The sequence below is a fragment of the Brevundimonas sp. genome (genome assembly GCF_036400995.1).
In the GTDB taxonomy this organism is placed as follows: Bacteria; Pseudomonadota; Alphaproteobacteria; order Caulobacterales; family Caulobacteraceae; genus Brevundimonas.
Genome location: NZ_DASWWG010000098.1, coordinates 1 through 20592 on the forward strand (window position 1 = coordinate 1; position 20592 = coordinate 20592).

29 protein-coding genes and 1 pseudogene are annotated in these 20592 nt (G+C 69.4%); 20 read left to right on the forward strand and 10 right to left on the reverse strand.

The window, feature by feature from the left end; genetic code table 11:
* A pseudogene (locus VGE03_RS13425) lies at positions 1–205 on the reverse strand (hypothetical protein); the annotation flags it as partial.
* Between the two features lie 243 nt (positions 206–448).
* On the opposite strand from VGE03_RS13425, the gene VGE03_RS13430 reads away from it, so the two are divergent.
* From VGE03_RS13430 to VGE03_RS13440, 3 genes are all read left to right on the forward strand, one after another.
* On the forward strand, positions 449–1012 hold the full coding sequence (locus tag VGE03_RS13430; protein WP_414644957.1) for an OmpA family protein: 564 nt from the start codon (positions 449–451) through the stop codon (positions 1010–1012).
* 117 nt (positions 1013–1129) lie between these two features.
* On the forward strand, positions 1130–1888 hold the full coding sequence (locus VGE03_RS13435; RefSeq protein WP_331046979.1) for an SseB family protein: 759 nt from the start codon (positions 1130–1132) through the stop codon (positions 1886–1888).
* 53 nt (positions 1889–1941) lie between these two features.
* Complete coding sequence (locus tag VGE03_RS13440; RefSeq protein ID WP_331046980.1) at positions 1942–2139, forward strand: hypothetical protein; 198 nt, start codon at positions 1942–1944, stop codon at positions 2137–2139.
* Between the two features lie 18 nt (positions 2140–2157).
* Here VGE03_RS13440 and VGE03_RS13445 read toward each other — a convergent pair whose 3' ends face one another.
* The 4 genes from VGE03_RS13445 to VGE03_RS13460 form a co-directional block, all read right to left on the reverse strand.
* Entirely contained in the window at positions 2158–3090 is a 933-nt protein-coding gene (locus VGE03_RS13445; protein WP_331046981.1) for an HNH endonuclease, read from the reverse strand.
* 550 nt (positions 3091–3640) lie between these two features.
* Entirely contained in the window at positions 3641–4006 is a 366-nt protein-coding gene (locus tag VGE03_RS13450; protein WP_331046982.1) for a hypothetical protein, read from the reverse strand.
* 232 nt (positions 4007–4238) lie between these two features.
* Positions 4239–4673 carry a hypothetical protein gene (locus tag VGE03_RS13455; protein ID WP_331046983.1) on the reverse strand — a complete coding sequence of 145 codons (435 nt, stop codon included), beginning with the start codon at positions 4671–4673 and terminating at the stop codon, positions 4239–4241.
* 19 nt (positions 4674–4692) lie between these two features.
* Positions 4693–5832, reverse strand: a complete 1140-nt coding sequence (locus VGE03_RS13460; RefSeq protein ID WP_331046984.1) for a zinc-dependent alcohol dehydrogenase family protein — start codon at positions 5830–5832, stop codon at positions 4693–4695.
* A 268-nt stretch (positions 5833–6100) separates the two neighbouring features.
* On the opposite strand from VGE03_RS13460, the gene VGE03_RS13465 reads away from it, so the two are divergent.
* Both VGE03_RS13465 and VGE03_RS13470 read left to right on the forward strand, forming a co-directional pair.
* Positions 6101–6538, forward strand: coding sequence for a thioesterase family protein (locus VGE03_RS13465; protein ID WP_331046985.1), 438 nt, complete (start codon positions 6101–6103; stop codon positions 6536–6538).
* Positions 6535–6933 carry a hypothetical protein gene (locus VGE03_RS13470; protein ID WP_331046986.1) on the forward strand — a complete coding sequence of 133 codons (399 nt, stop codon included), beginning with the start codon at positions 6535–6537 and terminating at the stop codon, positions 6931–6933. Before VGE03_RS13465 ends, VGE03_RS13470 begins: the two co-directional genes overlap by 4 nt.
* Here the strand turns inward: VGE03_RS13470 and VGE03_RS13475 are convergent.
* Positions 6930–7130, reverse strand: a complete 201-nt coding sequence (locus VGE03_RS13475; protein ID WP_331046987.1) for a hypothetical protein — start codon at positions 7128–7130, stop codon at positions 6930–6932. The genes VGE03_RS13470 and VGE03_RS13475 overlap by 4 nt on opposite strands.
* 177 nt (positions 7131–7307) lie before the next feature.
* Here VGE03_RS13475 and VGE03_RS13480 point away from each other — a divergent pair, with 177 nt between their 5' ends.
* Both VGE03_RS13480 and VGE03_RS13485 read left to right on the forward strand, forming a co-directional pair.
* The gene (locus VGE03_RS13480) at positions 7308–8081 is read left to right on the forward strand and encodes a YebC/PmpR family DNA-binding transcriptional regulator (RefSeq protein WP_331046988.1); all 774 of its coding nucleotides are present in this window, start codon (positions 7308–7310) and stop codon (positions 8079–8081) included.
* Positions 8081–8629 (forward strand): hypothetical protein, encoded by a 549-nt coding sequence (locus VGE03_RS13485; RefSeq protein ID WP_331046989.1) that lies wholly within the window; start codon positions 8081–8083, stop codon positions 8627–8629. Before VGE03_RS13480 ends, VGE03_RS13485 begins: the two co-directional genes overlap by 1 nt.
* A 6-nt stretch (positions 8630–8635) precedes the next feature.
* On the opposite strand, the gene VGE03_RS13490 is transcribed toward VGE03_RS13485, so the two are convergent.
* Together VGE03_RS13490 and VGE03_RS13495 are read right to left on the reverse strand one after the other, a co-directional pair.
* Positions 8636–8845: a hypothetical protein gene (locus VGE03_RS13490; protein ID WP_331046990.1), complete on the reverse strand. Its 210-nt coding sequence runs from the start codon at positions 8843–8845 to the stop codon at positions 8636–8638.
* An 89-nt stretch (positions 8846–8934) separates the two neighbouring features.
* Positions 8935–10377 (reverse strand): M20/M25/M40 family metallo-hydrolase, encoded by a 1443-nt coding sequence (locus VGE03_RS13495; RefSeq protein WP_331046991.1) that lies wholly within the window; start codon positions 10375–10377, stop codon positions 8935–8937.
* A 104-nt stretch (positions 10378–10481) separates the two neighbouring features.
* Here VGE03_RS13495 and VGE03_RS13500 point away from each other — a divergent pair, with 104 nt between their 5' ends.
* The 3 genes from VGE03_RS13500 to VGE03_RS13510 all read left to right on the forward strand — a co-directional run bounded on the left by VGE03_RS13500 (position 10482) and on the right by VGE03_RS13510 (position 12787).
* A complete protein-coding gene (locus tag VGE03_RS13500) occupies positions 10482–11297 on the forward strand; it encodes a hypothetical protein (protein ID WP_331046992.1) in 816 nt (271 codons plus the stop codon).
* Between the two features lie 36 nt (positions 11298–11333).
* Positions 11334–12032 carry an MgtC/SapB family protein gene (locus VGE03_RS13505; RefSeq protein ID WP_331046993.1) on the forward strand — a complete coding sequence of 233 codons (699 nt, stop codon included), beginning with the start codon at positions 11334–11336 and terminating at the stop codon, positions 12030–12032.
* A gap of 68 nt (positions 12033–12100) precedes the next feature.
* Positions 12101–12787, forward strand: a complete 687-nt coding sequence (locus VGE03_RS13510; protein ID WP_331046994.1) for an MgtC/SapB family protein — start codon at positions 12101–12103, stop codon at positions 12785–12787.
* A 119-nt stretch (positions 12788–12906) separates the two neighbouring features.
* On the opposite strand, the gene VGE03_RS13515 is transcribed toward VGE03_RS13510, so the two are convergent.
* Both VGE03_RS13515 and VGE03_RS13520 read right to left on the reverse strand, forming a co-directional pair.
* On the reverse strand, positions 12907–14133 hold the full coding sequence (locus VGE03_RS13515; protein WP_331046995.1) for an MFS transporter: 1227 nt from the start codon (positions 14131–14133) through the stop codon (positions 12907–12909).
* Complete coding sequence (locus tag VGE03_RS13520; protein ID WP_331046996.1) at positions 14126–14539, reverse strand: MarR family winged helix-turn-helix transcriptional regulator; 414 nt, start codon at positions 14537–14539, stop codon at positions 14126–14128. Before VGE03_RS13520 ends, VGE03_RS13515 begins: the two co-directional genes overlap by 8 nt.
* Positions 14540–14634: 95 nt before the next feature.
* Here VGE03_RS13520 and VGE03_RS13525 point away from each other — a divergent pair, with 95 nt between their 5' ends.
* The 10 genes from VGE03_RS13525 to VGE03_RS13570 all read left to right on the forward strand — a co-directional run.
* Entirely contained in the window at positions 14635–15234 is a 600-nt protein-coding gene (locus VGE03_RS13525) for a hypothetical protein (RefSeq protein ID WP_331046997.1), read from the forward strand.
* Between the two features lie 45 nt (positions 15235–15279).
* Positions 15280–15795, forward strand: a complete 516-nt coding sequence (gene ruvC, locus VGE03_RS13530; RefSeq protein ID WP_331046998.1) for a crossover junction endodeoxyribonuclease RuvC — start codon at positions 15280–15282, stop codon at positions 15793–15795.
* A complete protein-coding gene (gene ruvA, locus VGE03_RS13535) occupies positions 15792–16415 on the forward strand; it encodes a Holliday junction branch migration protein RuvA (RefSeq protein ID WP_331046999.1) in 624 nt (207 codons plus the stop codon). The genes ruvC and ruvA overlap by 4 nt, the downstream gene beginning before the upstream one ends.
* A 133-nt stretch (positions 16416–16548) precedes the next feature.
* Positions 16549–17583, forward strand: coding sequence for a Holliday junction branch migration DNA helicase RuvB (gene ruvB / locus VGE03_RS13540; protein ID WP_331047000.1), 1035 nt, complete (start codon positions 16549–16551; stop codon positions 17581–17583).
* Between the two features lie 51 nt (positions 17584–17634).
* On the forward strand, positions 17635–18003 hold the full coding sequence (locus VGE03_RS13545) for a hypothetical protein (RefSeq protein ID WP_331047001.1): 369 nt from the start codon (positions 17635–17637) through the stop codon (positions 18001–18003).
* On the forward strand, positions 18000–18467 hold the full coding sequence (gene ybgC / locus VGE03_RS13550; RefSeq protein ID WP_331047002.1) for a tol-pal system-associated acyl-CoA thioesterase: 468 nt from the start codon (positions 18000–18002) through the stop codon (positions 18465–18467). The genes VGE03_RS13545 and ybgC overlap by 4 nt, the downstream gene beginning before the upstream one ends.
* A gap of 4 nt (positions 18468–18471) precedes the next feature.
* On the forward strand, positions 18472–18897 hold the full coding sequence (locus tag VGE03_RS13555; protein WP_331047003.1) for a hypothetical protein: 426 nt from the start codon (positions 18472–18474) through the stop codon (positions 18895–18897).
* 153 nt (positions 18898–19050) lie between these two features.
* The gene (gene tolQ / locus VGE03_RS13560) at positions 19051–19776 is read left to right on the forward strand and encodes a protein TolQ (RefSeq protein ID WP_331047004.1); all 726 of its coding nucleotides are present in this window, start codon (positions 19051–19053) and stop codon (positions 19774–19776) included.
* 2 nt (positions 19777–19778) lie between these two features.
* Complete coding sequence (gene tolR, locus VGE03_RS13565; protein ID WP_331047005.1) at positions 19779–20237, forward strand: protein TolR; 459 nt, start codon at positions 19779–19781, stop codon at positions 20235–20237.
* A gap of 4 nt (positions 20238–20241) precedes the next feature.
* The coding region (locus VGE03_RS13570) for a hypothetical protein (protein ID WP_331047006.1) at positions 20242–20592 on the forward strand (351 nt) is incomplete at its 3' end.

Consider the following 20592-nt stretch of genomic DNA (forward strand, 5'->3'; position numbering starts at 1 on the left):
GCGGCGGGGGAGGCGGCGGCGGCGGCTCCGGCGGAACCAGCTCGACCATCAGCACGGGATCGGTCGGCGCGGGCAGTTGCCCGGGGTCGCCGCGCGCCGCGAACAGCACCGGCAGCAGGGCCAGATGCGCCAGCACCGCGCCCGCCGTCGCGCCGGCGCGCCGCAGCGCCCGTCGTCTGCCGTCCGGCCGTCCGGTCTCTCTCATCCGCTCTCCCGAACGCTGTTAGATCAGTTCCCGACCGCTCATGATGAGTCCGTCCTCGCGTCAGCATCATGGCGCCGCAAGGAAAGTCATTTCCAAGCTTTACCGTTGCCGATGCGAGATCAGTTTTCCGAAATTCTCTGCACAGCTTCTTTTCGTCTCATGCAACCTCAGCCGCCGTTCGCCGTTGGGCAACCTGTGCTGGGCGGCATGCGCGACAACCGGGATTGGCGCACCGGGACATTGATGGAGAGACTCTTGATCAAACCGCAATTCAAAACGGCAGCCGCCGTTGGCGTTATCCTGGCCTTCGGCGTCGCCGCTTCGGGCTGCGCCAGCCACCGCTTCGTCCGCGAGCAGACCGCCGTGGTCGACGCCCGCGTGACCACGGTCGAGGGCACCGCCGGCGAGGCCCTGGCCCGCGCCAACGCGGCGCACAAGCTGGCCGAGGGCAAGTTCCTGTACGAGGTCGTCCTGTCGGACGACTCGGTGAAGTTCCCGACCGACGGCAACACCCTGTCGCCGGAAGCCGAGGCCCGTCTGACCGAGTTCGCCCAGCGTCTCGCCAGTGAAAACCAGAACGTCTACCTGGAGATCCAGGGCTACACCGACAGCGTCGGCGATGAAGGCCATAATGACCGTCTGGGCGAAGCCCGGGCCGAGGCCGTGCGTCGCTACCTCAGCCGTCGCGGCGTCGCCCTGAACCGCATGGCGGCCATCTCCTACGGCGAGGAATCGCCGATCGCCTCGAACGATACCCCCGAAGGTCGCGCCCAGAATCGCCGCGTGACCATCGTGGTGCTCGCCTAAGGGCGGCCGGGCGGCTGAGGGGCCGCTCGCTTGTACCTGTGTCCGGACGGGCGCGTGGCCGTTGACGCCGCGCGCCCGCTCCCGTCATCTGTCGGACCGTTTTCAGTTGAGCCGACCATGACCGACACCACCTCGCCCATCACCTTCACCGACAATCCGATGAACCCGCTGGAGGTGGCCCTGTACGAGGGGCTGGCGGACTCCACGAAAATGGGCCTGTTCGAGCAGCTGATGCTCGAGGCCGACCTCTATGCCGTGCCCGAGGCCGGCAGCATCGGCGGCGTCGCCGGCGACGACGGCCCCAAGGTCCTGCGCGAGGGCGAGAACCTGGTCCTGCGCGGCGTCGTGCTGAACGACGGCCGCAACACCGTCACCCTGTTCACCGATCCGCGCCGCGCGGTGCAGATGTTCGGCAAGGACACCCGCATCCTGGCCATGAACGGCCGCAAGCTGTTCGAGATCCTGCGTGAGGCGGTGATCCTGCTGAACCCGGCCGACGGCAAGGGCCTGCTGCTCAATCCCGACCAGATCGCCGCCGTGCTCCAACACGCCCCGGTGCCGGTCGCCGCCCAACGGCCCAGCGGCAGCGTCGACCTCGCCGACGTGCCCGAGCCCCAGCACCCGATCGCCCTGATCGGCCGCCTCAACGAGGCCTTCCGCGCCGTCCCCGTCACCGCCGCCTGGCTGGCCCGCGCCCGCTGGAACGAGGCGCAGCAGATGGGCTGGTACCTCGACGTCCGCACCGACCGCCCCGCCGACGAGGTCCGCTCCATCCTCGACCGCGCCGTCCGCGGCCTCGCCTTCGGCGGCGAAGTCTTCGACGTCTCGGTCAGCAAGCCTGGCGGCGAGGACGGGGTCGGGGTGCGGGTGGTCTGACCACAACCCTCGGGTGGTTGCATCGCGGTCGGCGCCGGCACAGCCTCGACCGCATGTCCCCCACGCTCCCTCAGCCCTGTCGCGACTGGCTCGTTCGCGTCAACGCGGTGATGAAACGTGACTGGTGCATCGACGCCGAAGACGCGGGCTGGTCCGATGAGGACATCCTCCGCTACTGGCGCTTCGCTCAGCCGCCGGAGGCGTTCGTCGAGTGGTATGCGGAGAAGTACGGGCTGATTGATTTCAGCTGACCCGGGCTTGTCCTCAGACTATGTGCCTTTGGCCAGCAGGGCTCGTCGCTCCTGTAAGCGCTGCGTGAGCGTTGCTGATGTGACCCCCGTAGGCAGTCTCACCTCGACGCCTTCGTAAGCGGCATATGGGCTGTTCTTCAGAGAGTCAGCCAGTACGACTCGCAGGGTCTGCGGATCTATCGAGAGCAGCTCTCGATCAAACAAGGTGTGGATGTCCGCGCGTAAGAGAAGGGCGTTGTCCGGTTCGTTCGTGAGGAGGCCGCGATAGGGCACGATGTGGGCAGCTTCGAGGACCGCGGGGACCTCCCAGTTCGTGATGGCGCAGCGGCTGCCCGAACGCTCAAGAGCCTCTGCGCGGAACGCCGCCCCGCCCTGACGAGCAACGATTTGCCTTTCGATCAGACGCCGCGCGTCTTCGACGCTGTCTAAGGCTTTTGGTTCAGCTGCCATAGCGAGCAAAGGCTCTGTCGCCTCAAGGGCTGGCTGCTCTTCGCCATCGGGAAGATAACCCTCGATCGTGAAGTAGCCGTCCTTCCAGTCGATGACCCGACCGAGGCCCCACACGCGATAGCGAACGCGAGGTTTGCCTGTTTCTTGGATAAGGACTGCGACTGGAACCTCATCCTCTTTGCACCTTACGAGACCGCGGTTTGACGCGAACTTGTCTCGTGACGCCGGATCCAGGCCTTCTTGAAAGTACTGATACCTCCACTCGGCGTCATAAGAGCCTTGCGGAGGCTTATCGGCGTACGGGCCGTTGAGCGATTGCCTGACGCTCAGGACGTGATCCCAATTCGCTGGCTTGTGAATGCCCTTGGGACGGTTGACCAAAAACAGACCGTCGAGGGGTTCAGGCCAATCGATCAGAGCGCCCCTGCGGTCCCAGAACCACTTCAACGCGTTCCGATGCACGGGCGGGAGAGACGCCAAACGTTCGGAGAGGGCGCTCATTCAGCACCCCTCTTTGGACTTCCTACCCGGAGTTGGTGAAAGCGAGTCGGCATCTATCGCAGGTTAGTCGCATGACTAAGCGTGGCGCTAGCCTCTCATTCGAAGGGGGAGCCCTTCCTCGGGCGGTATTCTGAATCGTTCCTTCTCCCCTTGCGAGAGAAGGTGGCCGGCGGAGCCGGTCGGATAAGGGGTGTGGGCTCGGCGTCGCACCTCTCCCGATGGGAAAGGGTCAAGGGTCGATCATTGGCATTCGGCGTCAGCCGCACGCCTTGTCATCCCGGCCGGAGCGAAGCGGAGAGCCGGGACGCGCCGCCCCTTCGTTTCAGTCTCTCCCGGAAAGCGCGCAGCGTTTATCCGGGAGCAGGGTGGGGCCCGGGGCTGGCTGTCGCCCGGCTCAGCCCTGACGGGCTGTCCGGGCGTGGGTCACAGGACACGCAACACCGTCCCGGCTCTCCGCTTCGCTCCGGCCGGGATGACAAGCGGGCCGTTTGTGATCGGCCTCCAAGTCCTCCCAAAAATGCGCAGGAGTTCATGCTTAGCCCGCGTAGGCTCAGCCGCGCAGAATCTTGGCCACAGCGGCAGCGATCTCCGGGGTCGTCGGCAGGACGGGGATCAGCTCGTCGCGATCAGCGACGACGAAGTCGAGGAGATAAGGAACGATCTCCCAGTCGTAGGCGACACCGTCCCACTCTTCAGCGGGAAGCGCGTAGAACATCGCATCGCAATATTCGATCAAAGCGAGCGCTTGGTTGCGAAGCGCCGCGGTCCCGTGTTTTTCCCGCCAGCGTTCAAACCGGGACTGGCTTCTTGGACCACGGGAGCGTTCATCAAGCTCCTCCCAAATGCACATGCCGGCCTCAACTTCGTCGAGGGTGTAGCTTCGATTGGCAGGACGTTCGCGTTGTTGAGCATGCATCGTCAGAGGCTGCCCTGGCATCACCTCCTTAGTCCACAACTCTCAACTCTGGCGGAGGATGATGTCCTCCTTCGCGTCCCTCCAAGTCCTCAAAAATACGTGAGAGTTCATCTCGAACCCGCGCATTCGCCGCCACCCAACCCTCTGACATCCCTTCGCCATCGATCCGCACCAGTTCATCGTGCCCGCCCTGCTGTTCCTCGCGGAGGCGCGGGCGCGCGAGGCCGGGCCCCTACCGCTTCCTGAACCTCACCGCCTCGGCAGCCATCTTCGCTCCCCAGTCGTCGCCCGGCTCGTCGGGCCCGGGCTCCGGGGCGAAGGGCAGTTCGCCGGCGACGCCGCGCATGGCCAGCGCCAGAGGCAGGGCCCAATGGCGGATCATGCGCAGGGGTTTGCGCTTGTTGTCGGTGACGTCCCAGCCCTCGGCCTCGAAGGCGTCGGTCAGGTCAAAGCCCTCCAGCCGCTCGACGCCGTCCCAGTCGCCGGGCAGGGCGACGGCCTCGGCCTCGTCCGGGGTCAGGCCGAAGGCGACCTTTGCGGCCTCATCAATCTCGGGGAACTCATGGCGCTCGTCCGGGTCGGCCATGCGGGGCTTCATCAGCGCCTTCATCTCCAGGGCGTCGATGCCGGGCAGGTCGATCAGGCGGCGCAGGGGGGCTTGGGTCATGGGGCGGAGGGGTAGGCCCTCAGTCGCCGAAGGTCACCACCGTGCGCACCGCCTCGCCCGCGTGCAGGGCGTCGAAGGCGGCGTTGATGTCCTCGAGTTTGACCGTCCCGGTCAGCAGCCGGTCGACCGGCAGGCGGCCGTCGCGGAACAACTGGATGTAGCGGGGGATGTCGCGCGACGGGATGGCGGTGCCGATATAGCTGCCCTTCAGGGTCCGCTCCTCGGCCACGAGGTTGACCACATTGACCGCCAGCGCCGCCTCGGGCGGGGGCAGGCCGGCGGTGACCGTGGTCCCGCCCCGCCTGGTCATCTTCCAGGCGGACTCCAGCGCGCGGACCGAACCGGCCATTTCGAGGACCACATCGGCCCCACCGCCGGTCAGGGCGCGCACCTGCTCCACGGCGTCCGGGTCGGCGGCGTTGACGGTCAGGACCGGGCCCAGCGAGCGGGCCAGCGCCAGCTTGTCCTCCGACAGGTCCACGGCCACGACCGGGCTCGCGCCCGAGGCCAGCGCGCCCAGCACCGAGGCCAGGCCGACCCCGCCCAGGCCGACCACGGCCACCGACTGTCCGGCCCGCACCTGCGCCGTGTTCACCACCGCCCCGACTCCGGTCAGGACCGCGCAGCCGAACAGGGCCGCGTGCTCGAACGGCAGGTCGGCCGGGACCTTCACCAGCGACCGGCGCGAGACCACGGCCCGGTCCGCGAAGGCCGAGCAGCCGAGGTGGTGATGCAGGTCGCCGTCGGGGCCGTGCAGCCGGATTCCGCCGCCCAGCAGCTCGCCCTTGCCGTTGGCCGCCGCGCCGGGCTCGCACAGGGCCGGGCGGCCCCCGGCGCAGGGCTGGCAGTGGCCGCAGCTGGGCATGAAGACCATGACGACGTGGTCGCCGGGGCTCAGGTCGTCGACCCCCGGTCCGACCGCCTCGACCACCCCCGCCGCCTCATGGCCCAGCGCCATCGGCATGGGGCGCGGCCGGTCGCCGTTGATGACGCTGAGGTCCGAGTGGCACAGGCCCGCCGCCTTCACCGCGACCAGCACTTCCCCGGCGCCCGGCGGGTCCAGGGTCACGGTCTCGATGGCCAGCGGACGGCTGTCGGCATAGGGCCGCGTGGCGCCCATGGCGCGAAGGACGGCGGCGCGGGTCTGGATCGTGCTCATGACGTTTACGCTAGATCATTTTCGCTTCGGGCCAACGGCCCGAATCCAGAAAATGATCCAGCATCAAACTGGATCGAAATCTGGGTTGAGTTGGGCGTCGCCCAACTTAAACGATTTCGATACGGGCGCTTGACGCCGCGTCCGCCAAGCCCAACGCTGTTCGTCCGAAGTGTGCATCAGACGCGCTCGGGGGAAACGACCAACGAATGCGCTCAAGCAGCGAGGCGCCGCGCGCCGAGCGGTAGCGCGACACAGGAGGGAGTGAATTTTGACCGGCACCATCGAACGCACGAAGCGCGGCGACTATCGCCGCTTCCAGCAGATCTCGACCCGCTGGATGGACAACGACGTCTACGGTCACGTGAACAACGTCGTCTATTATTCGTGGTTCGACACGGCGGTGAACCGGCTGCTGGTCGTCAACGGGGTGCTGGACATCCACAACGGCCAGACCATCGGCCTGGTGGTCGAGACGGGCTGCCGCTACTTCGCCCCGACCGCCTTCCCGGACGAGATCGAGGCCGGCGTCCGCGTCGCCCACGTCGGCACCAGCTCGGTGCGTTACGAGATCGGCCTGTTCCGCAACAACGAACAGGAAGCCGCCGCCGTCGGCTATTTCGTCCACGTCTACGTCGACCGCGAGAGCAAGCGGCCGGTCTCGGTGGACGAGAAGATGCGCGGCTTCCTGGAAAGCCTGAAGACGTGATCGAAGCCGAGGCCCTGAAGCCCGTCGGCTTCTTTGCAGAATTGGAACCGGGGGACGATGGACGTCCGCACCTCGCGGTCTGCAGGGGCGGGATGAACTGGAAGACTGCAGAGGCTGTCGCGGCCTATCTTGAGAAAGGCGCGGGCGTCGTCGATGTCATGGGGGTCACCATCGATCCCCTGGATGAGGGTACAGCCATTTCCGGTGGACCCAGCCTCGTCTCGGATGGGGTGTGGGTCTGGCGGGTCGATCTGTCGTACTTTGTGAGAAAGTACGGCGTCTCATTGCCCGCCGATTTCGTAATGCATGCGCTTGAGGACGGTCCGATGCCGCCACAGGCATCCATTGCTTCCCGCTATGAGGAGGCGTTGAAGGCGGCGGGCTGGAGCCCTTAGTCCTCCAGCCGTCCCATCAGCGCCAGGGCGCCGACCGCGGTCAGCACGCCTAGGGCGAAGGCGCCGATGACGGCGCCGGTGGCGACGGCGGTCGGGACGGTGACGGGGCGCGCCTCGTACCACTCGACAATGTCGGCCTCGTGCAGGTCCTCGTCGTGATAGCCCTCGGCGGCGTAGATGGCGTCTTCGGCGGTCATGTCAGGGGCTCCGTCTGTTGGTCCCGAAATGCCTGTAAAGCTCTACAGGTTCCTGAATCGTGACACCGTGTCCGCCATCGGCTAGATCGCGGCTCCGACTTTTCCGCCGCGACCGGCGCTCAAGCAGCGAGCGGCCGCGCCGCGAGCGTTAGCGACCAAACACCAAGAGACAGATCCATGGCCGGCCATTCGAAGTTCAAGAACATCATGCACCGCAAGGGGCGCGCCGACGCCCAGCGCTCCAAGCTGTTCTCCAAGCTGTCGCGCGACATCACCGTCGCCGCCAAGTCGGGCATGCCCGACCCGGCCATGAACCCGCGCCTGCGTCTGGCGGTGAACAACGCCAAGGCCGAAAGCCTGCCCAAGGACGTCATCGCCCGCGCCATCAACAAGGCCTCGTCGGGCGACGTCGATACGATGGAAGAGGTCCGCTACGAGGGCCGCGGCCCCGGCGGCGTCGGCATCATCGTCGAGGCCCTGACCGACAACCGCAACCGCGCCGCCTCGAACATCGGCACCGCCTTCAAGAAGAACGGCGGGGCGCTGGGCGAAATGAACTCGGTCGCCTTCATGTGGGACCGCGTCGGCAAGATCACCTATCCGGCCGAAGCCGGTTCGGAAGACGCCGTCATGGAGGCCGCCATCGAGGCCGGCGCCCAGGACGTCGAGAGCGATCTGGTCAAGCCGGACATCTATGAGGACGCGCCGGGTCACACCATCTGGACCGCCTTCGAGGACCTGAACGACGTGGCCGAGGCCATGTCGAAGGTGCTGGGCGACCCGAAGTCGACCGCCATCGTCTGGAAGCCGCAGTCGGACGTGCCGGTCACCGGCGAGGCCGTCGGCACCCTGTTCAAGCTGCTCGACGCGCTGGACGCCGAGGACGACGTCCAGAACGTCTATTCGAACGAGGACATCTCGGACGAAGACGCGGCCAAGTACGCCGGCTGATGGACCTGAACGGGGGGCGCCGCCGGATTCCCCTGATCGAGGAGCCCCGGCGTCCGCCGTGGATGCTCATCATCCTGCTGGTCGCCGCCGCGGTGGTGATCGCCTGGGTGATCTCGAACCTGCGCATCGGGACCGACGGCGACGAGGACGCCGCCGCTCCGGTCCCGACGCCGGCTCCGGTTTCAGCCTCAAGGGAAACCGTCGTCGAGCGGGTCGAGCGGGTCGAGCGGATTCCGGTCCGGCCGCCTTCGGCCTCCGACGACCCGCTGGTCGTGGTGCGGGCCGAGGCGCCGCGCTGGGATCGCCATCCCGCGCCGGACTTCCCCGAAGAGGGCTTCAGCGCCCCCGGGGGGAAGGGGCGGGTGACGCTTACCTGCGTGGTCCAGTCCAATCGCGGTCTCGGCGACTGCGTGATCCTGGAGGAGGACCCGCCGGGTCACGGCTTCGCCGCCGCCGCCATCCGCGCCGCCCGTCGCGCTCGCCTCACCGACGAGTCCCGTCCGGGCGCACAGGTCACCTACACGACGCGGTTCATTCCGTCGCCGTAGCCGGCCTCACGGCAGATAGGGCGACTCCGCCTCGACCATCCATCCGGCGTCATCGCTGATCGGGCGACCGGGGCGGCGCAGGCGGATCATGCTGTGCAGGGTGTCGCTCAGCTCCATCAGCTGGGCGTCGGACAGTTCGACGGCCGCGCGGATCACCTCGGCCTTCAGGGCCGTGAAATTCTCCGGGCACAGGCTACGATCCGGGCAGGCGGTCATGGCGCAATGACGGTCTGGCGCAGGCCGTGCGCCTGCGACCCGAAAACGGGCCAGGCGCGCACAGGTTGCAAACCGCTCTGCTTGAGGGCTTAGCGGGCGTAGGCCTTCACGATCGCGAACAGGAAGTCCCGGCCCTCGTACAGCGACCGCACCCGGATACGCTCGTTCAGCCCGTGCACGCCGCCGCCGTCCGGATCGGCGAACAGGCCCGTCACCCCGTAGGTCGGGATGCCCGCCGCATTGGTGAAGCGGCCGTCCGTGGCGCCCGGGCTCATCGACGGCACGACCGGGACGCCCGGCCACAGCTCCGCGGCGGCGGCGCGGATCGGGTCCATCAGCGCCGGGCTCAGCGGCGGAGGCGGCGAGGTCGGATCGATATTGCCGGGGATGGTCACGGCGATCCCGGTATCCGCCAGCACCCGCTCCAGCTCGGCCCGGACCGTCTGCGGGTCATGGCCCGGCAGGATGCGGCAGTTCACATTGGCCGTGGCGCGCTGAGGCAGGGCGTTGGGCGCGTGGCCGGCGTCGACCATGGTCGCCACGCAGGTGGTGCGGAGCACGGCGTTCCACGCCGGGTCCGCCGCCGACAGCCGCCGCGCCGCCGCCTCCCGCGCCTCGGGCGTCGCGGCCGAGCCGATGGCGCGCATGTCGTCGGCGAAGGCCGGGTTGGTCGGCGCCAGGGCCGCGAAATAGGCCTTCACCGTCTCGTTGGGCTCGGTCGGGAAGGTGTGGTCGTCCAGCCGGGTCAGGGCGGCGGAAAGCCGGTAGATGGCGTTGTCCGGCACCGGACGGGAGGAGTGGCCGCCGGGATTGCTGATCTCCAGCCGATAGTCCTGATAGACCTTCTCGCCCGCCTGGATCTCCAGCGCCACGCGGTTGCCCTCGGCGTCCAGTCGTCCGCGCGCGCCCTCGTTCAGGGCGAAGCCGGCCTGCAGCGCGTCGCGGTGATGCTCCAGCAACCAGGACACGCCGTTGAAGGTGTCCGACGTCTCTTCCCCGCAGGTCAGGGCGATCTTGATGTCCCGGGTCGGGGTGAAGCCCTCGGCCTTCAGCCGGATCAGGGTGTCGACCCAGATGGCCGCCTGCGCCTTGTCGTCCTGGGCGCCGCGGGCGTGGAAATAGCCGTTCTCCTCGACCAGGGTGAAGGGATCGCGCTCCCAGTCCTCGCGCCGCGCCTCGACCACGTCGATGTGGGCCAGCAGCAGGATCGGCGCCGCCGACGGATCGCTGCCGCGCAGCACGGCGGCCAGGTTGCCGTCCTTCGGCCGCTCCGCCGGGACCAGCACCCGCACGTCCCCCTCGGCATAGCCCGCCGCCCGCAGCCGCGCCGCCATCCGCTCCGAGGCGAGGGTGCAACTGCCCTCGGACAGGGTCGTGTTGGTCTCGATCAGCTCGCGGTACAGCTCGCGGAAAGCCAGCTGGTCGGCGCGCGGGGCGTCGTTCTGTCCCAGCGTCGGCGAGGCCGCCAGGGTCAGGGCGGCGGCGGCGATCAGGCCGGTGGTCAGACGCCGGGCGGCGACAGTTGCGGACATGGGGCTTCCTCCCGTTCGGATAAGACGCTAGCGCGGGACGGGGCCGCTGTCTTCGCCGTTGCATTCGCACGGCGGAGCCGGTCAGGATGAGGCGGGGAGGCGGCATGACCTACAGCTATGATCACCGGGCGGCGCCGCCGGTCCGGACGCGTCTGGAGCGCGGCCTGATCCTGGGCGGCAGCGTCGCCCTGGCCGTCGCGGGCGTGGCGTCCACGGTTCATCTGGTCGACCAGTACGGCAAGTCCGGCGACTATCGCGCCCAACTGGCCGCGGAGCGCGAGGCCGAGCGCGCGCGATATGAGGCCGAACGGGCGCCGCCCGTGCCCGTCGATCCGCCGGTGATCGCCGTCCCGTCGTCCACCAACGCCGAAGACCCCTTCGAAGGGCTGACGCCCGAGGAGCGCCGCCTTCTCGAGCGTGAGCTGGAGAAGCATGAGATCCGGGTCCCCGCGCCCTCGTCCGTGCCCCGTCGGTCGACCAGCCAGCCGCTGGAATGGGCGCAGCGCCCGGCCTGGCCTTCGGTCGGGGCGGACGCCTTCCCCGAGGGCGTCGGCCGGATCGGCGTGCAGTTCCGTTGCCGGGCGACCCGCGACGGCCGCCTGACCAACTGCTCCTCCAGCGAACAGCCCGCGGGCACCGGTCTGGCCGCGCGGATGCGCCCGGCGCTGGCCGGGGCCCGGGTCGCGCCGACGATCATCGACGGCCGGGCGGTCGAGAGCGACGTCAGCTTCGGCATCTCCTTCACCGCCCCGCCGCCGCGCTGGGTGCGGCCGACGCCGCCGACGCCGGCGCCGTCCTCCACCGGCGAACCGCCGCCGGTGTGGCTGCCGCCGTCGTCCCTGCCGTCGACGGATCGCCTGACCCAGCCGCCCGCCGCCAAGCCGTCGACGCCGGAGCCCGCCCCCGCGCCGGCGGGCTGATCCGGAACCGCCACGCTCGCCTCCCGTTGCTCGCGGATGACCCTGAGCGACCTGCCCGGCTTCACCCTTCCCCTGCTCGCCGCCGTGCTGGCCGGGGGGATGATCGGCTTCGAACGGGAGTGGCGGGGACGGGCTGCGGGCTTCCGGACCCACATCCTCGTCTGTCTCGCCTCGGCCCTGTTGATGGAGCTGGCCGTCACCCAGGCGGCCTGGCGGTTCATGCCGGTCGAGGGCGCGCAGGTGATCGCCGATCCGGCCCGGCTGGCGCACGGAGTCCTGACCGGCATCGGCTTCCTGTGCGCGGGTGTCATCTTCCGGGCGGGGTTCTCTATCCACGGCCTGACGACCGCGGCCTCGCTCTGGATCACCGCCGCCATCGGCCTGCTGTTCGGCGCGGGATTGTTCCTGCTGGGGGCGGTTGGAACCATGCTGACCGTGCTGATCCTCGTCGCCCTGCGGCTGGTCAGCCGTCGCCTGCCGCAACAGGCGGTGGTGGACGCCGAGATTGTCTGGCGCCGCGACGCCGTCGGCGCCGAGGACCGTATCGAGGCGGCGTTGGCCGGACTCCAGCGCTCGGCGAAGGCGGACCGCTTCGAGCTGATCGACGAGGGGCGCGCCCTGCGTCGCAGCTTCCGCTTCCGCATCGACGGCGAGCCGGCGCTCAAGGCGCTGGGCGCCCGCCTGCGCGGGATCGAGGGCGTCACCGGCTATTCGCTGGATCCCCGGGACGACTGACGCCCGCTTGCTCCTTCCGCCGAACCGGGCCTAGGGTCAGGATTCGTCTGTTTACGGAGCGAATATTGATGGGTCTGGATCTGGTCTGGCCGGTGCTTGCGGCCATGATGGCCGGGGGGCTGATCGGCGTCGAACGAACCTACCACGGGCATCCGGCGGGGTTCCGCACCCACATTCTGGTCTGCCTGACCAGTTGTGTCCTGATGCTGGCGGCCATGCATCAGGCCACCTGGAGCTTCATCGCCCTGCCGGGCCAGAACGTGGTGATCGACCCCACCCGCATGTCGCACGGCCTGCTGACCGGCATCGGCTTCCTCTGCGCCGGGGTGATCTTCCGCGAGGGCTTCTCGGTCCACGGCCTGACCACGGCGGCGTCCCTGTGGGTGACCTCGGCCATCGGCGTGCTGTTCGGCGTCGGCATGCTGCCGCTGGCCCTTCTGGCGGCGGGGGCGACGTTGGCGGTGCTGGGCGTCCTGCGTCTGGCGGATGCGAAACTGCCCCACATCGGCGTGATGGACGTCACCCTGAAGTGGCGCCGCAACGCCGCGCCGGGCGAGGCCCGCGTGCGCAACCTGCTCAGCGACTCCGGCATGAAGGCGGTCCGCCTCGGCCATGTCGTCTCACAGGACGGCAAGCTGCATGAGCATCATCTGAAGGTGAAGGGCCCCATGCCGCTGGACATCGACGGACTGGTCGAGCGCCTGTCGTCCGAGGACGGTCTGGCGGGCTTCTCGGTCATGCCGAGGGATGAATAGGCTTCAGGTGCAGAAGGCGACGGCGGCGTCGACGAACACCGCCAGCCCGTTCCGGCTCCAAAGCCACAGGCCCAGTCCCGCCAGCCCGACGACGGCCGCCGCGATGATCAGCTTGCGGGTCATTCCGCCGGGACCGCTTCAGGCCGGACCAGCGGCGCCTCGCGGATCGGCAGGTTGGCCGCCGCCGCCAGCAGGCCCAGCCCGATCGAGACCAGCCAGATCAGCAGGTAGGAGCCGGTCGCGTCGAAGGCCACGCCCGCCAGCCAGGCGCCCAGGAACGCCCCGACCTGATGGCTCAGGAAGACGATCCCGCCCAGCGCCGACAGGTGCCGCAGGCCGTAGATTTGCGCCACCAGCCCGTTGGTCAGCGGCACGGTCCCCAGCCACAGGAAGCCGAAGGTGGCGGCGAAGGCCAGCACGCTGACCGGCGAGATCGGGACCAGCAGGAAGATCGCGATGGCGACGCCGCGCAGGGCGTAAAGCAGGGCCAGCAGGCCCTTCTTCGACCGCTTCGACCCCCACGCCCCCCACAGCCAGGACCCCGCGATGTTGAACAGGCCGATCAGCGCCAGCGACCAGGCGCCGACCTCTGCCGGCAGGCCCTGATCCCGGATGTACGACGGCAGGTGGGTGCCCACGAAGGCGATGTGGAAGCCGCAGACGAAGAAGCCTGCGTTCAGCAGCCAGAACGATCGGTCGCCGAAGGCCTCCTTCAGCGCCTCGCGGATCGGCGGGCCGTCCTGCGCGCTGATCGCCGCCGGGGGCTTGCCCGCCACGCCCAGCGCCAGCGGGATGATCAGCACGATCAGGCCGCCCAGCACCGCCAGCGTCAGCCGCCAGTCCAGCGCGTCCAGCAGGCCCTGCGCCGCCGGAACGACCAGAAACTGTCCGAACGATCCACCCGCCGTGACGATGCCGAACGCGAGGGTCCGCTTGTCCGCCGGGACGATCTTCCCGACCGCGCCCAGAATGACGGTGAACGTACAGCCCGCCATGGCCAGGCCGACCAGGGCGCCGAAGCCGATGGCCAGCCCCACGGCGTTCGCCGCCGTCGCCGCCACGATCATCCCGACCGCATAGGTCAGGGCCCCGACCACGGCGACCTTGCCCGCGCCGTGCCGGTCCGCCCAGGCGCCGACGAAGGGCTGCAACAGGCCGAACAGCAGGTTCTGCCCCGCCACGATCAGGCCGAAGGTCTGGCGGTCCACCTGCAGTTCCAGCCCCAGCGGGTTCAGGAACAGGCCGAAGGACTGCCGCACCCCCATCGACAGGGTGACGATCACCGCCCCGGTCAGGATCATGATCCAGACGCGGGTCGACAGTTTGGATGACACGGCCTCAGACATGGGTCTCGACCTCCTTCAGCAGGGCGATCAGGGCGGCTTCGCGCTCGCCGAGGGTCCCGGACACCTTCGCCTGCGCCGCGCGCCAGTGGGGCAGGGCGTCGTTCAGCTTCTCCAGCCCCGCGGGCGTCACCGACAGACGCTGCGCCCGGGCGCCCGCTTCCGCCGCCGTCGCGATCCGGCCGGACTTCACCAGCGGCTGCAGGATGCGCCACAGGGCGCTCTTCTCGTGCGCCGTCGCCTCGGCCAGTTCGACCAGCGTCGGCCGTTCCATCCGCGACAGGGTCCGCAGCACCGAGAACTGGGTCACGGTGATCCCCACCGGCTCCAGCGCCTCGTCATACAGCCGCGTCAGCGCGCGGGAGGTGCGGCGCAGGCGGCCGCAGATGCAGGGAGTGGTGTCGCTCATTGCATATGCAAAACATAGTTCCATTGCATATGCAACGATTGCCGTCGTTGCCGGTCGACCCGGAGCATGCGAGATCGGGCGCAGGGGGACTTCTCATGAAACGCATCGTCTTCGGCCTGCTGGCCTTGCTCGCCGCTGGCCCGGCGATGGCGCAGGATATTCAGCCGACCCCGACGGAGGTCCGGTTCATCGGCCTGTTCGACCGGTTCTGCCTGTCGAACGGAGGGCGGATGGCGGCGGCGCTGGCGGCGGCGGACGCCGAAGGCTGGGTGCCGACCCCGCCATCCTTCCTCGAACCGACTCCCGGCGCCCCGGTCATGGCGGGCCGGATGAGCCATGCTCTGGTTCCCGGCGGCCCCCAGCCCGTCGTCCTGGTGATGTCTTCGTCGCCGGAGGGGCCCGGTCAGGTGCACGTCTGCTCCGTCGATGCGCACAACATGGAGACCGTGCGCCTGAACGCCGTCGTCGAGATGCTCGCCGACCGGCTGGGCATCGAGCCGGTGCGCCCCCGGTCGGGCCCCTCGGCGGCGATGTGGGTCTTCTCCGGGACCGGCCCGTTCGCCGACGAGACCCGTCTCATGGCCGGAAACCCGGGCCTTGATGTTCTGAGCACCCAGGGGCGGCCGATCTACATGCTGTCGGTGCAGATGGACGGGCCCCAGCCGGCCATTCTGTATTTCCGCGTCGGCGACTAGGTCCGGTCATTGTCCGTTAGCCATCTCTCGGGCAAAAGGGAACGGATGGCGAACGAAGCGACTCGGATCATCGGGCTGGACCCCGGCCTCAGACGCACCGGATGGGGCGTGATTTCGGCCGAGGGCGCGCGCCTGCGCTGGATCGCGCACGGGGTCGTCACCCCGCCCGAGTCCGCGCCGTTCAGCGAGCGCCTGCTGCACCTTCTGGACGCCGTCACCGCCGTCTGCGGCGAGTACGGCTGCGAGGAGGCGGCGATCGAGGAGGTCTTCGTCAACATGAACCCGTCCTCGACCCTCAAGCTGGGCCACGCCCGCGCCGCGGTCATGCTGGCGCCCGCCCGCTGCGGCCTGCCGGTCGCCGAGTATTCGCCCAGCCTGATCAAGAAGGCGGTGGTCGGCGGCGGTCACGCCGACAAGACCCAGATCGCCTTCATGGTGAAACGCCTGCTGCCCGCCTCGGGCGATGCGAAGGCCGACGCCGCCGACGCCCTGGCCGTCGCCATCACCCACGCCCAGCTGCGCAAGCGGGCCCTGCTTGAGACCCTGCGAGGCGCGGCATGATCGGTCGTCTGCGCGGCGTCCTCGCCGAGGTCGAACAGGACCATTGCCTGCTGGACTGCATGGGTGTCGGCTATGTGGTCGCCTGTGGCGCGCGCACGCTGGGCCGCCTCCCGGCGCCCGGCGACGAGGCGACCCTGCATATCCATTCGCAATGGAGCGAGGACGCCGGTCCGCGCCTTTACGGCTTCCTGACCCGCGACGAGCGCCGGGCTTTCACCACCATGCTGGCCATTCAGGGCGTCGGCCCCAAGGCGGCGCTGGGCGTGCTCGACGTCCTGCCGCCGGGCGAGCTGGCCTCCGCCGTCGCCCGCGAGGACAAGGCCGCGGTCGCCCGCGCCAACGGCGTCGGCCCCAAGCTGGCCCTGCGCATCGTCACCGAGCTGAAGGGCAAGTCGCTGGGCGAGCCGTCCTTCACCCCGACCGCGCCCGGCGTCCACGTCGAGACCGCCGTCGCCGCCCCGGTCCCCAGCCTGACCGGCGAGGCCGTCTCGGCCCTGCTCGGCCTCGGCGTCGCCGAGATCAACGCCCGCCGCGCCGTCGATCAGGCGCTGATCCGTCTGGGCGAGGAGGCGGACCTGTCGGCGGTGATCCGCGCGGCGCTTCAGGAGCTGGGGCGATGAGGGTCGAGGGTCGGGGGTCGAGGGTCGAGGTGTTCGGATCTGAAGGCCGTGGGCCGAGGGTGAGGGCAGGGGAGACTCAGCCTTCCCTCGCCCCCCGACCCTCGACCCTCGCCCCCCAGCCGCGGAGCGGCCAATGACCGACGACCGCATCATCTCCCCCGAGGCCGCCCCCGGCGAAGCCTATGACCGCGCCCTGCGGCCCCAGACCCTGTCCGAGTTCGTCGGGCAGGAGCAGGCCAAGGGCAATCTGCAGGTCTTCATCAACGCCGCCCGAGGCCGTCAGGAGGCGCTGGACCACGTCCTGCTGTTCGGCCCTCCGGGGCTGGGCAAGACCACGCTCGCCCAGATCGTCTCGCGCGAGCTGGGTGTCGGCTTCCGCGCCACCTCCGGCCCCATCCTCGCCAAGCCCGGCGACCTCGCGGCCATCCTGACCAACCTTGAACCGCGCGACGTGCTGTTCATCGACGAGATCCACCGCCTCAGCCCGCAGGTGGAGGAGATCCTCTATCCGGCGATGGAGGATCACGTCCTCGACCTGATCATCGGCGAGGGGCCGTCGGCGCGCTCGGTCCGCATCGACCTGGCGCCCTTCACCCTGGTCGGCGCCACCACCCGCGCGGGCCTGCTGGCCACGCCGCTGCGCGACCGCTTCGGCATTCCGCTGCGGCTGGAGTTCTACACCCCGCAGGAGCTGACCCGCGTGGTCATCGGCACGGCGCGCAAGATGGGCGCGGCCATCACCGAGGACGGCGCCTTCGAGGTCGCCTCGCGCTCGCGCGGCACGCCCCGCATCGCCGGCCGCCTGCTGCGCCGGGTGCGCGACTTCGCCGACGCCGAGGGCGCGCCCGCCATCGACAGGCTGGTCGCCGCCCGCGCCCTGGCCCGGCTCGAGATCGACGAGGTCGGCCTCGATTCCAACGACCGCCGCTTCCTCAAGGCCCTGATCGAGAACTACGGCGGCGGCCCGGTCGGCATGGACACCCTCGCCGCCGCCATCGCCGAGGCGCGCGATGCGGTCGAGGACGTGATCGAGCCCTATCTGCTCCAGCAGGGGTTCATCCAGCGCACCCCCCGCGGCCGCATGGCCTGCGCCCGCGCCTACAGCCACCTCGGCCTCTCCGAACCGCCCAAGGTCCCCCAAGCCGGCGACCTGTTCGGCGGGAAGTAGGGTTCACCTCCGCGCCGAACCCCGGCATGGTCGCGCGCAGGGAGGGGCCGCATGGCGAAACGGACAATCCGGATTGAGCGCCTGATCATCGTTCTGGGCGGGGGCGTGATCCTGCTCGGCCTGCTGATCCTCTGGCTGGTCAGCCGCGAGGCCTTCGGTCATTCCGAGCCCACGCCCGAGGAGCGCGCCCAGACCCAGGTCCACCGCCTCGTCGGCCGCCAGGCCCGCGTCACCTATACGGAGACCGGACGCCGCCGCGCGGTCTGCGGCTATATCCGCAACGGTAACGAGGTCGTGGCCTTCGTCTCGCGCCCCAATCGTCTGATGCTGGAGACCGACCCGCTGAAGATGGAGTTCGACCAGAACCAGTCCGACCTGTGCCCGGGCTTCCTGAAACGCCGGGGAGACCTGCCGCAATGACCGACCGTCCCACCGCCGGCCGCTTCGAGGGCCGCGAGCATCGCCTGCCCGTCCGCGTCTATTACGAGGACACCGACTTCACCGGTCTGGTCTATCACGCCAACTATGTCCGCTATTTCGAGCGTGGCCGGTCCGACTGCCTGCGCCTGATGGGGATCGGTCACGCCGAACTGCTGGACCACGATCAGCCGATGGCCTTCGTCGTCTCGAAGATGGAGCTGACCTTCCTCAAGCCCGCCCGCATCGACGACGAACTGGTCGTGCGCACCTGGTACGAGGCGGTGAAGGGGCCGCGCCTGCTGATCCGTCAGGAGGTCGCGCGCGGCGATGACGCCCTGTGCCGGGCCGACGTCGAGGTGGTCTGCATCCACATGGACGGCCGCCCACGCCGTCCGACGAAGGCGCTGCTGGAGAAGGTCGCGCCCTGGCTGGCTGGAAACGCGAACACGAATGCGGAGGATTGAACCCATGAACCAGACCGGAATGACCGCCGGCGCCGTCATCACCATCTTCCTGCTGCTGATCCTGCTGGCGGGCGGTGGTCTGGTCGGCTGCCCCTACTACAAGGTCTGGGAGCGCAAGATGGCCGGCCAGGCCGAGCTGCAGTACCAGCAGGGCGCCCGTCAGGCCCTGATCGCCCAGGCCAAGGCGGAAGACGAGGCCGCCATCAGCCGGGCCGAGGCCGCCACCCGCCGCGTACGCGGCTGGGCCGACGCCGCCAAGCGGGGCTGCACCGATCTGGGCCGCGCCGGCGACCGGGCCTGCGAGGACCAGCTGCTGCGCGACGCGGCCACCTATTCCATCGCCAAGGAAGGCCACGAAGGCGTGATCATCAGCGTCGGCGCCCCGGTCTCCGTCGCCGTCCAGCCGAACACGCCCCGCTCCGCCGAATAGCCTCACAGGCGAACAAGGCCGCGATAGCGAACCTGTCATGTGCACAAGCGTGACCGTGCCGCTAGACGACGCTAAACCGCCTGACGACACCTGACTCGCCACAGAACCGCCACGCCCGTCCGCTGCACAGGACGGACACGGAAGGACGCCTGAATGACCATCGCCGCCGAAGCCTCTTCGATGCTGAACCCCGTCGACCTCTTCATGCGGGCCGATATGGTCGTGAAGGCGATCATGGTCGGCCTGGCCGTGGCCTCGGTCTGGTCGTGGGTGGTGATCTTCGACAAGGCGCTGCGCTTCGCCACGCTGAACAGCCAGGCCAACGCCTTCGAGGACGCGGTCGGCTCGGGCCGGTCGCTGGAGGAAATCGCGGCCCAGGCCGGACCGAACCCGGCCCATCCGCTGCCGCGCATGCTGGTCATCGCCCTGAGCGACTGGCGCGAGGCCCGCACCCGCGGCGCGCTGAACGAGGGCCAGGCCAATCTGCTGATGGCCCGCATCGACCGCGCGCTGGACAGCCTGATCGCCCGCGAGGGCCAACGGGTCGAGAACGGTCTGGGCGTCCTGTCGGTGGTCGCCACCGCCTCGCCCTTCATCGGCCTGTTCGGCACCGTCTGGGGGATCATGAACGCCTTCGGCGCCATCGCCTCGGCCGGCAACACCAATCTGACGACCGTGGCCCCGGCGATTTCGGAAGCCCTGTTCGCCACCGCCATCGGCCTGTTCGCCGCCATCCCGGCCTACATCGCCTACAACAAGTTCTCGATCGACGCGGGCAAGTTCACCGGTCGTCTGGAGAGCTTCGCCGACGATCTGCAGGCCGCCGTGGCCCGCCGCCTGGGCTCGACCCCGTCGGCTGATCCGCGCCGGGAGGTCTGAGCATGGCCATGGGCGGAGCAGGCGGCGGCGGACACGTCCGCGGTCGCCGCCGGGCGCGCAAGCGTCCGCTGAGCGAGATCAACGTCACCCCCCTGGTCGACGTCATGCTGGTGCTGCTGATCATCTTCATGATCTCGGCCCCGCTGCTGACGACCGGCGTCGAGGTGGAGCTTCCCAAGACCGAGGCCAGCTCGGTCGAGACCACGACCGAGCCGGTCACCGTCTCGATCAAGCAGGACGGCGAAATCTTCGTCGGCGAAAGCCAGGTGCAATGGGAAGAGCTGGTCCTGCGCGTGGCGCAGGAAGGCGGCGCGGGTGCGCGCGAGAAGCCGGTCTTCGTCCGCGCCGACGGCCGGGCCCCCTATCAGGCCGTGGCCCGCGTGATGGCCCGCCTGTCGTCCGAGGGCTTCACCAAGCTGAACCTGATCACCGACACCGCCCCGACGCCCGGGGAGGGCTGACGGGGTGGATCGCTCCAACGCCACCGCCATCGTCGGTTCGATCGTCGTCCACGCGGGCGCGGCCGGTCTGATCGCGTGGACCCTGATGTTCGGCAAGCCGCCGGCGCCGCTGCCGATCAGCAACGCCGTGCCGGTCCAGGTGGTGTCCGAGGTCGAGGTGCTGGGCGCCCAGCCGCTGAACCCCAGCGAGGAGCTGATCACCGAGGACGTGGCCACCGCCCCGGTCGAGACGACCAGCGAGCCGACCCCGCCGCCGGAACCGACCCCTCCGCCGCCGACCCCGTCGCCCCGGCCCACGCCGCCGCGTCCGACCCCGCCGCGCGCCCAGCCGCAACCGACGCCGCCGCGCACCCCG

What these genes read in the sequence shown, in the direction of transcription:
- VGE03_RS13430 (WP_414644957.1), top strand. Translation starts at nt 449, where the DNA reads ATGGAGAGACTCTTGATCAAACCGCAATTCAAAACGGCAGCCGCCGTT.
- VGE03_RS13435 (WP_331046979.1), top strand. Translation starts at nt 1,130, where the DNA reads ATGACCGACACCACCTCGCCCATCACCTTCACCGACAATCCGATGAAC.
- VGE03_RS13440 (WP_331046980.1), top strand. Translation starts at nt 1,942, where the DNA reads ATGTCCCCCACGCTCCCTCAGCCCTGTCGCGACTGGCTCGTTCGCGTC.
- VGE03_RS13445 (WP_331046981.1), bottom strand. Translation starts at nt 3,090, where the DNA reads ATGAGCGCCCTCTCCGAACGTTTGGCGTCTCTCCCGCCCGTGCATCGG.
- VGE03_RS13450 (WP_331046982.1), bottom strand. Translation starts at nt 4,006, where the DNA reads ATGCATGCTCAACAACGCGAACGTCCTGCCAATCGAAGCTACACCCTC.
- VGE03_RS13455 (WP_331046983.1), bottom strand. Translation starts at nt 4,673, where the DNA reads ATGACCCAAGCCCCCCTGCGCCGCCTGATCGACCTGCCCGGCATCGAC.
- VGE03_RS13460 (WP_331046984.1), bottom strand. Translation starts at nt 5,832, where the DNA reads ATGAGCACGATCCAGACCCGCGCCGCCGTCCTTCGCGCCATGGGCGCC.
- VGE03_RS13475 (WP_331046987.1), bottom strand. Translation starts at nt 7,130, where the DNA reads ATGACCGCCGAAGACGCCATCTACGCCGCCGAGGGCTATCACGACGAG.
- VGE03_RS13480 (WP_331046988.1), top strand. Translation starts at nt 7,308, where the DNA reads ATGGCCGGCCATTCGAAGTTCAAGAACATCATGCACCGCAAGGGGCGC.
- VGE03_RS13485 (WP_331046989.1), top strand. Translation starts at nt 8,081, where the DNA reads ATGGACCTGAACGGGGGGCGCCGCCGGATTCCCCTGATCGAGGAGCCC.
- VGE03_RS13490 (WP_331046990.1), bottom strand. Translation starts at nt 8,845, where the DNA reads ATGACCGCCTGCCCGGATCGTAGCCTGTGCCCGGAGAATTTCACGGCC.
- VGE03_RS13495 (WP_331046991.1), bottom strand. Translation starts at nt 10,377, where the DNA reads ATGTCCGCAACTGTCGCCGCCCGGCGTCTGACCACCGGCCTGATCGCC.
- VGE03_RS13500 (WP_331046992.1), top strand. Translation starts at nt 10,482, where the DNA reads ATGACCTACAGCTATGATCACCGGGCGGCGCCGCCGGTCCGGACGCGT.
- VGE03_RS13505 (WP_331046993.1), top strand. Translation starts at nt 11,334, where the DNA reads ATGACCCTGAGCGACCTGCCCGGCTTCACCCTTCCCCTGCTCGCCGCC.
- VGE03_RS13510 (WP_331046994.1), top strand. Translation starts at nt 12,101, where the DNA reads ATGGGTCTGGATCTGGTCTGGCCGGTGCTTGCGGCCATGATGGCCGGG.
- VGE03_RS13515 (WP_331046995.1), bottom strand. Translation starts at nt 14,133, where the DNA reads ATGTCTGAGGCCGTGTCATCCAAACTGTCGACCCGCGTCTGGATCATG.
- VGE03_RS13520 (WP_331046996.1), bottom strand. Translation starts at nt 14,539, where the DNA reads ATGAGCGACACCACTCCCTGCATCTGCGGCCGCCTGCGCCGCACCTCC.
- VGE03_RS13525 (WP_331046997.1), top strand. Translation starts at nt 14,635, where the DNA reads ATGAAACGCATCGTCTTCGGCCTGCTGGCCTTGCTCGCCGCTGGCCCG.
- ruvC (WP_331046998.1), top strand. Translation starts at nt 15,280, where the DNA reads ATGGCGAACGAAGCGACTCGGATCATCGGGCTGGACCCCGGCCTCAGA.
- ruvA (WP_331046999.1), top strand. Translation starts at nt 15,792, where the DNA reads ATGATCGGTCGTCTGCGCGGCGTCCTCGCCGAGGTCGAACAGGACCAT.
- ruvB (WP_331047000.1), top strand. Translation starts at nt 16,549, where the DNA reads ATGACCGACGACCGCATCATCTCCCCCGAGGCCGCCCCCGGCGAAGCC.
- VGE03_RS13545 (WP_331047001.1), top strand. Translation starts at nt 17,635, where the DNA reads ATGGCGAAACGGACAATCCGGATTGAGCGCCTGATCATCGTTCTGGGC.
- ybgC (WP_331047002.1), top strand. Translation starts at nt 18,000, where the DNA reads ATGACCGACCGTCCCACCGCCGGCCGCTTCGAGGGCCGCGAGCATCGC.
- VGE03_RS13555 (WP_331047003.1), top strand. Translation starts at nt 18,472, where the DNA reads ATGAACCAGACCGGAATGACCGCCGGCGCCGTCATCACCATCTTCCTG.
- tolQ (WP_331047004.1), top strand. Translation starts at nt 19,051, where the DNA reads ATGACCATCGCCGCCGAAGCCTCTTCGATGCTGAACCCCGTCGACCTC.
- tolR (WP_331047005.1), top strand. Translation starts at nt 19,779, where the DNA reads ATGGCCATGGGCGGAGCAGGCGGCGGCGGACACGTCCGCGGTCGCCGC.